Consider the following 6,626-nt stretch of genomic DNA (forward strand, 5'->3'; position numbering starts at 1 on the left):
GAATTTTGGGCAAAAACAAAAGCTAAAGCAAAAGAAGAACTCTTTAGTGCATCCGGCTCTCTCTTTGATCCAGATGTAGTAAAAGCATTTATCGATGTGCTAGGCTAATATAATGATTAAGCGTTCACCATTCGGTGAACGCTTTTTTGTAATAATTAAAAGCTACCGCTAGCTAGTGTTAAAGCATCGAGCCTACTAGGATTATATGACCTAAGAACCTTTGCTACGACTTCGATTGTTGCTCCTGTAGTATAAATGTCATCTACAATTAAAATACGCTTTGTGGAAAAATCGATGTCTTTATACTCTGCTTTGATCACAAAAGCATTCTCTATATTTTGATGTCGTTCTTTATGGGTTAAGGACCACATATCACTAGAAGTTTCAAACTTATATATACAATCTAACCATACAAAATATCCCTTATCTATTTTCTCTAACGAGTATGCCCATTTTTTAAAGAATAAATCGACCTGATTATACCCCCTCTTTTTCTTCTTCATCTCACTAGACGGTACAGGAACTATATAATCATAGATAGTCTTACAATTCCCCTTTACAATATCACGTTCATCGTATTTCATGTAAAAGTTGTACGATGCTAAAAAAGGAGCAACCCCCTTGGACTGCTCCTTTTTTTCATTAAATTTTACATCGTAAATCATAGACTTTAGACCACCACGATAATCCGCTAGCACACATACATCATCTACATAATGTAAAAATTTATGTGGCACATGACGAATATGTAATAGATCGTTAAAACAAGTTTCACACCAATCCCCTTGTGTTACTACAGAGGCACCACAGTGAGGACATACAGGTGGAAATAGGAAATCCCAAAGACTCATTACGAATCACATCTCCCTTGTAGTCTTTCTTTAAACAATGTATATCGTTCATCTGCATTTACAGTACGTACAGCACGTTCTATAGCGCTTGTAGTACCCACAATGATAACCTTCCGTTTTGCTCTTGTAACAGCTGTATACAACAAATTACGCTGCAACATACCACCATAACGTGGTACAAAAGGAATGATAACTACACCATACTCACTACCTTGGCTTTTATGAACTGTAATAGCATAAGCAGGCATAATCATATGCGCTTCATCAATAGGTAAACGAACCTCTTTATGGATAAATCGGATACAAATATCGGTCCGTGTAATAGCGTAAATTACACCAATTTCACCATTAAAGACCTCTAACTCATAATCGTTAAGAATTTGAATAACCTTATCGCCGACACGATAAGTAATACCATTTACACGTGCTTCACCCTTTAAGCTATCCGGTGGATTAACAGCTTGTTGTACATATTGAGAAATTAATGTACTACCGGCTTCACCACGGCGCATAGGAGAAATAATTTGAATGTCTAGCTCATCCTCTACATGCGCTTGTTCTCGTTTATACACATCGATGATAGCTTTCATCATCATGTCATAAGACTTAACAGGAATAAAAGAAAACTCTTCACTTACACTGTCCAGATTCGGCATTTCACCACGGTTAATAGCATAGGCGCTTTCAACAATAATATTACCAGAGCTTTGACGATAAATCTGGTTGAGTCGTGTATAAGGAACACAATCACTATCGAGTAAGTCTTTTAATACAAAACCAGCCCCAATAGGTGGTAGTTGATCAACGTCACCAACGATAATGACATGGGCTTCCTTTGGAATGGCCGCCATTAAGGAATAGAACAAGCGTACATTAAGCATAGATGCTTCATCAATGATGATAACATCTATATCTAATGGATCCTCTTCATTCTTAGTAAAGTCGTAAGAGTCACTACCTTGAACAGGTACTAATAATCTATGAATCGTAGTTGCTTCAAACTCCGTCGCCTCTGTAAGTCGTTTCGCAGCACGGCCCGTAGGAGCGCAAAGAATAATCCGCCCTAGTCCACCAAGTTGGAAGCCTTTTACTAAAGCCTTAATAATCGTCGTCTTACCAGTACCAGGACCACCAGTTATAAGGGAAAACTTTTCAAAGAAGGATAGCTGTATAGCCTCTTTTTGAGCATCCCCAAATGTAATATGATTATCAGCTTCAAACTTTTCTATAAAACTAGGAATATCTAGAGAAATTGGATCAGCCTCTAATAAGAAATCTTTTGTATAATGAACGCTCTCTACTTCAGACACATACATTTCTGGAGGGTAGATATATAAGATATCTTCATAATACGTACTATATAAAGCACCTTGCTCTAAAAGGCTTTCAATAAAATTAGCAATATCATCTACATCAGTTTGTAATAGATCGTCTAAACGACCGATAAGTTGATCCACAGGCAAACACGTATGCCCTTGATTATCCAAACTGCGTAGAATCCATTCTAATCCCGCTTCTAAACGACGCGTATCACTACCTGTAATCCCCAAGTGTTCTGCTAGCGTATCAGCGGTGCCAAAAAGCATATCTGGAGCCACACGTAACAAGGTATACGGATTATCCTCTATAACAGCAACAGACTGAACACCATAATAGGTGTATACGGTACGACTCCATTTAGAAGAAATATGATGGCTTTCAAAAAAGTGATTTAAATCGGATAAAATACCTTCACCAAGTAAGGTATTAAATAATTCGTCCTTAACACTTTTACGAAGTCCAGGAACATCCTTAATTTCTTCTGGACGTTCCTCCCGTAAAACTTCTAAAATACGGATACCAAAATACTCAAGGACCTTTTCTACGGACTTTTCACCAAAACCTTTAATACCTAAATTTAATAAATAGGTCTTAGCAGCCCCCATGTTATCAGGTTTAAGTTTTTCTACACTAGTAGCATCAAATTGACGACCATATTTTTCATGTTCTACATAACGGCCTCGAACTTCGATATCTTCTCCTTCTTTAGGAGATTCAAACTTGCCAGTACAAGTAATGTATTCCTCATTATAATCCTTAAGGACAAACACGCAATACGTACGTTGTGTATTCTCATATATAGTTCGGTATACAAATCCTCGTATGGCGTCCATTATTTCTCCGTATTAGGCAAAGCTTCAATAATTTCTTGTACCGCATCGGTAATGCTACCTTCATTACCAATTTTGATATGTGCCACTTCTTCGTATAAAGGGTATCGTTCTTCATATACATTGAAGATATATTCAATACTTTCTTTTACAAGTGGACGAATTTCAAGATCCAAATCATCTAAGATATGATTTACATCGCGATTAACAAATACAACAAGACCATTATTGCGCATTAGCTTAACTGTTTTATCATAAGTAACAGTACCACCACCAGTAGCAATAACAGATGGTTTATTATGAATTAATTCCTTAATCGTGTTATATTCATATTCACTAAAAGCATCTTTACCGTCATAAATAAAGATTTTTTGAACAGATTTACCAACCTTATCTTGAATCGTTTGATCTAGATCGTAAAAGTCTCTGCCTAATTCTTTAGCTAGCATTTTGCCAACTGTTGTCTTACCGGCACCTGGCATGCCGATGAGGAAAATATGCTTATGCATATGCTCTTTTAAAAACTCATTGCTCATAGACACAACAGTTTTTATATAATTTTCAATATAAGGTGCTAATGTTTTATCTTTGCAATTTTCAGTATGCAACGCAATAATACTTTCATCACGTTCTTCATCAATGAGTGGTAAATGATGTTCATCCTTATATTTACCAATCTCTTTAATCAATGTAAGACGTTTTTCAAACTCTGTAACAAGTACGGAGTCAATACTATCTATTTGTTTGCGAGCTTCTTTAATATCCATGAGAACCCCCTTATTATGCTTTAGCTAAAACAGCTAGAGCCTGTTCTTCATCTACCTTCATTTGATCAATAAGATCTTGTAAGTTATTAAATTTAACTTCTCCTCTAAGATAGGAAATAAATTGTACAATTACTTCTTTTCCATATATATCTTGGTCAAAGTTAAATACATGTACTTCGCATCTATGGTACTGATTCTTAAATGTAGGATTATCCCCAATATTACCTACCCCATCATACCAAGTACCATCGATACACACGCGATTAGCGTATACACCATCTGGAGGTGTAGCCATTTCATTAGGAAGCAACAAATTCAATGTTGGGAACCCTAATGTGCGTCCTCGTTGATCACCTTTAATTACAGTCCCTTTAAATTGGAATGGTCTTCCAAGCCAATGAGTAGCATCTTCTAAACGCCCTTCGCGAATGGCCTTTCTAATCTCCGTACTTGAAATAGGAGTACTAAGTCCATCACAAGGCAATAAGGGCTGCACTAAAACTTGTATATTTTTATCCGCTAATACTTGTTTCATATAATCTGGATTACCAAGACCTTTAGCACCAAATGTAAAGTTTTCTCCAATTACAATAGCAGCTACATTCATATCTGTACAAAGAGCGCCCAAAAAATCGTCAGCACTCATTTTTAGTAACTCTTCAGTCATAGGCAACCGTAAAATATAGTCTACATTCAAATCTTCAAGAACGGAATCCATAATCTCTTCTTGAATGACCCGTTTAGGCACTCGCTCTGGATGTAGTATAGTTAGTGGATGATGTTCAAAGGTAATGATTATACTAACACCATTAACTGCCATTGCCTCATCAACGGCCTTGCGTATAACTCGTTGATGACCTCGATGAATACCATCAAAGGTACCTAGGGCATATACTTTTGTATCTTTGATTTGACGCAGTTCATCAAACGAATGTATTTGCTTCATACTTATCCTTCAATAAAAATATTTTTTTCCACCTTCAAAGAGTGGTTAGTTCGTTTCATAATCCCTATAAATCCATGAGGACCATAGGCTCTATAATAATGTTCTGGTTCAGTATAAGAAAATTCGTTACCAATAGGCAATTCCTTACCTTGCACCATCATCTTTAATTGTACACTATTTACCATCACTTTTGAAAGATGAGAAACGGCTGTATCCGTTGGTAACAATAGGCTTTCACCATGAAGCATCAACTCTTCAGCCATTTTAGCAGAATCAATATCAAATGGTCCTACTTGGGTACGTGCCAAAGATGTCATGTTTCCTGGTATACCTAATGAAACACAGATATCACGCAATAATGAACGAATATAGGTGCCTCCAGAACAAGTTACACGAACTGTAAAATAAGGAAAACCATACGCTATCAGCTCAATATGTTTAATATGAATCTGACGTAATGGTAATTCTACAGGAATCCCTTTACGAGCATATTCATAAGCACGTATACCATTTATCTTAATAGCAGAATATTTTGATGGTCTCTGATCTTGAATACCAATAAAGGTATTTAATGTATTAACTAATTCATCAAAAGTAGGTTTAAGCATAGCATTGGATAGTTCTGAACTTTGAATGGATTCATTCACTCGAACACCGTCTCGCAATACCATATCTTTATCAGGTAATACAGCTTGTCCAGAACTATCTTCAGTATCGGTAAAAGTACCAAATTTACATTCTGCCACATAGGTTTTATCAAACCCCTCTGTATACTCAATAAGCCGCGTAGCCTTACCAAGAAAAACGGGTAACACACCATAGGCCATAGGATCTAAAGTACCACTATGACCAATGCGCTTTTCTTTTAAAATGCGACGACAAATAGCAACAGCATCATGGCTTGTTATACCAGGAGGTTTTAAAAATGGTAAAATGCCATCCATTATTTAATCACCTCAATGAGAGCCTGTTTCGCTTCTTGTAATGGTAGATTAATCGTACAACCGGAAGCTCGAATATGACCGCCACCGCCAAAATTGCTAGCAATAGCATTCACGTCGGTACCTTTAGATCGTAAACTTACCCGTGTTCTGTCATCAGCTTCAGCTTTCAATAAAATAGCTATATCAACAGTATCTACATTTCTAATAATATCCACAAAGCCATCTGTATCATCGCCGAGAATGTTCATAGCCTCGCGATTCAACTCGATGGTAGCTACTGTATTATTCTTGTAGAACTCAATAGTTTGCATAACTTGTTTTGTTAATTCCAGACGACTTGCAGACACAGCCTCAATCGTTTCAGAAATAACATTAGGTCTAGCACCGGCTGCTACACATTTAGCAGCCATTTCTAACGTATTGGCAGTTGTATTGCTAAATTTAAAGAAACCACAGTCAGTAGCAATAGCCATATATAAAGCAGTACCCATAGACTCGGTGATAGGCCAATTCCATTTTGTACATAAATCGGTAACGATTTCACCAGTAGCAGCAAAGTCAGGCTTCAAATATAGATGATCAGCAAATTCTGTATTAGAAATATGGTGGTCTATATTAAAAATAGGTGCACTCCATAGTGCACCTACTTTGCCAATTCGCTCATACGTGCTAGCATCCAATACCATTAGCATATCAATATCAACAGGGTTTGTTTTAAAATACGCTACATCATGGATGTGGTCCGTATATCGTAAGAATGAGTACTTCTCAGGAACTACATCATCCACTACCATATATACAGTTTTACCTTGCCCTACAAGGGCTTCGTAAAAGGCCACCATGGACCCGATAGCATCGCCATCAGGTCTGACATGGACGGTTAGCATAATAGAATTAGCTTCACACAGAGCCATATGTAATTGATTAATAGTAATCTTACTCATGTTCTGTATCCTTTGTGTTAATTT

General features: G+C 36.9%; 6 protein-coding genes and 1 pseudogene. 1 reads left to right on the forward strand and 6 read right to left on the reverse strand.

Going from position 1 to position 6,626, the window contains the following annotated elements; all coding sequences use genetic code 11:
• Window positions 1-108 (forward strand): annotated as a pseudogene (locus tag QZ055_RS07305) (phosphohydrolase); the annotation flags it as partial.
• 47 nt (window positions 109-155) lie between these two features.
• Here QZ055_RS07305 and QZ055_RS07310 read toward each other — a convergent pair.
• Genes QZ055_RS07310 through QZ055_RS07335 form a run of 6 tightly spaced genes read right to left on the reverse strand, consistent with a single transcriptional unit; the run spans window position 156 to window position 6,602 of the window.
• Entirely contained in the window at window positions 156-851 is a 696-nt protein-coding gene (locus QZ055_RS07310; RefSeq protein WP_295825682.1) for a ComF family protein, read from the reverse strand.
• Window positions 851-3,004 (reverse strand): ATP-dependent RecD-like DNA helicase, encoded by a 2,154-nt coding sequence (locus tag QZ055_RS07315; protein ID WP_295825685.1) that lies wholly within the window; start codon window positions 3,002-3,004, stop codon window positions 851-853. The genes QZ055_RS07310 and QZ055_RS07315 overlap by 1 nt, the downstream gene beginning before the upstream one ends.
• Entirely contained in the window at window positions 3,004-3,768 is a 765-nt protein-coding gene (locus tag QZ055_RS07320) for a shikimate kinase (RefSeq protein ID WP_005386853.1), read from the reverse strand. The genes QZ055_RS07315 and QZ055_RS07320 overlap by 1 nt, the downstream gene beginning before the upstream one ends.
• A gap of 13 nt (window positions 3,769-3,781) precedes the next feature.
• Entirely contained in the window at window positions 3,782-4,714 is a 933-nt protein-coding gene (locus QZ055_RS07325) for a bifunctional riboflavin kinase/FAD synthetase (RefSeq protein WP_295794130.1), read from the reverse strand.
• Between the two features lie 2 nt (window positions 4,715-4,716).
• A complete protein-coding gene (locus tag QZ055_RS07330; RefSeq protein ID WP_295825688.1) occupies window positions 4,717-5,658 on the reverse strand; it encodes a tRNA pseudouridine(55) synthase TruB in 942 nt (313 codons plus the stop codon).
• Window positions 5,658-6,602 (reverse strand): bifunctional oligoribonuclease/PAP phosphatase NrnA, encoded by a 945-nt coding sequence (locus QZ055_RS07335; protein ID WP_295825692.1) that lies wholly within the window; start codon window positions 6,600-6,602, stop codon window positions 5,658-5,660. The genes QZ055_RS07330 and QZ055_RS07335 overlap by 1 nt, the downstream gene beginning before the upstream one ends.
• Window positions 6,603-6,626: the final 24 nt, after the last annotated feature.

The sequence above is a fragment of the uncultured Veillonella sp. genome (genome assembly GCF_905209685.1).
Lineage (GTDB): Bacteria > Bacillota > Negativicutes > Veillonellales > Veillonellaceae > Veillonella.

Coding starts and splice junctions, on each gene's coding strand:
- QZ055_RS07310 (WP_295825682.1), bottom strand. CDS start 851: ATGAGTCTTTGGGATTTCCTATTTCCACCTGTATGTCCTCACTGTGGT.
- QZ055_RS07315 (WP_295825685.1), bottom strand. CDS start 3,004: ATGGACGCCATACGAGGATTTGTATACCGAACTATATATGAGAATACA.
- QZ055_RS07320 (WP_005386853.1), bottom strand. CDS start 3,768: ATGGATATTAAAGAAGCTCGCAAACAAATAGATAGTATTGACTCCGTA.
- QZ055_RS07325 (WP_295794130.1), bottom strand. CDS start 4,714: ATGAAGCAAATACATTCGTTTGATGAACTGCGTCAAATCAAAGATACA.
- QZ055_RS07330 (WP_295825688.1), bottom strand. CDS start 5,658: ATGGATGGCATTTTACCATTTTTAAAACCTCCTGGTATAACAAGCCAT.
- QZ055_RS07335 (WP_295825692.1), bottom strand. CDS start 6,602: ATGAGTAAGATTACTATTAATCAATTACATATGGCTCTGTGTGAAGCT.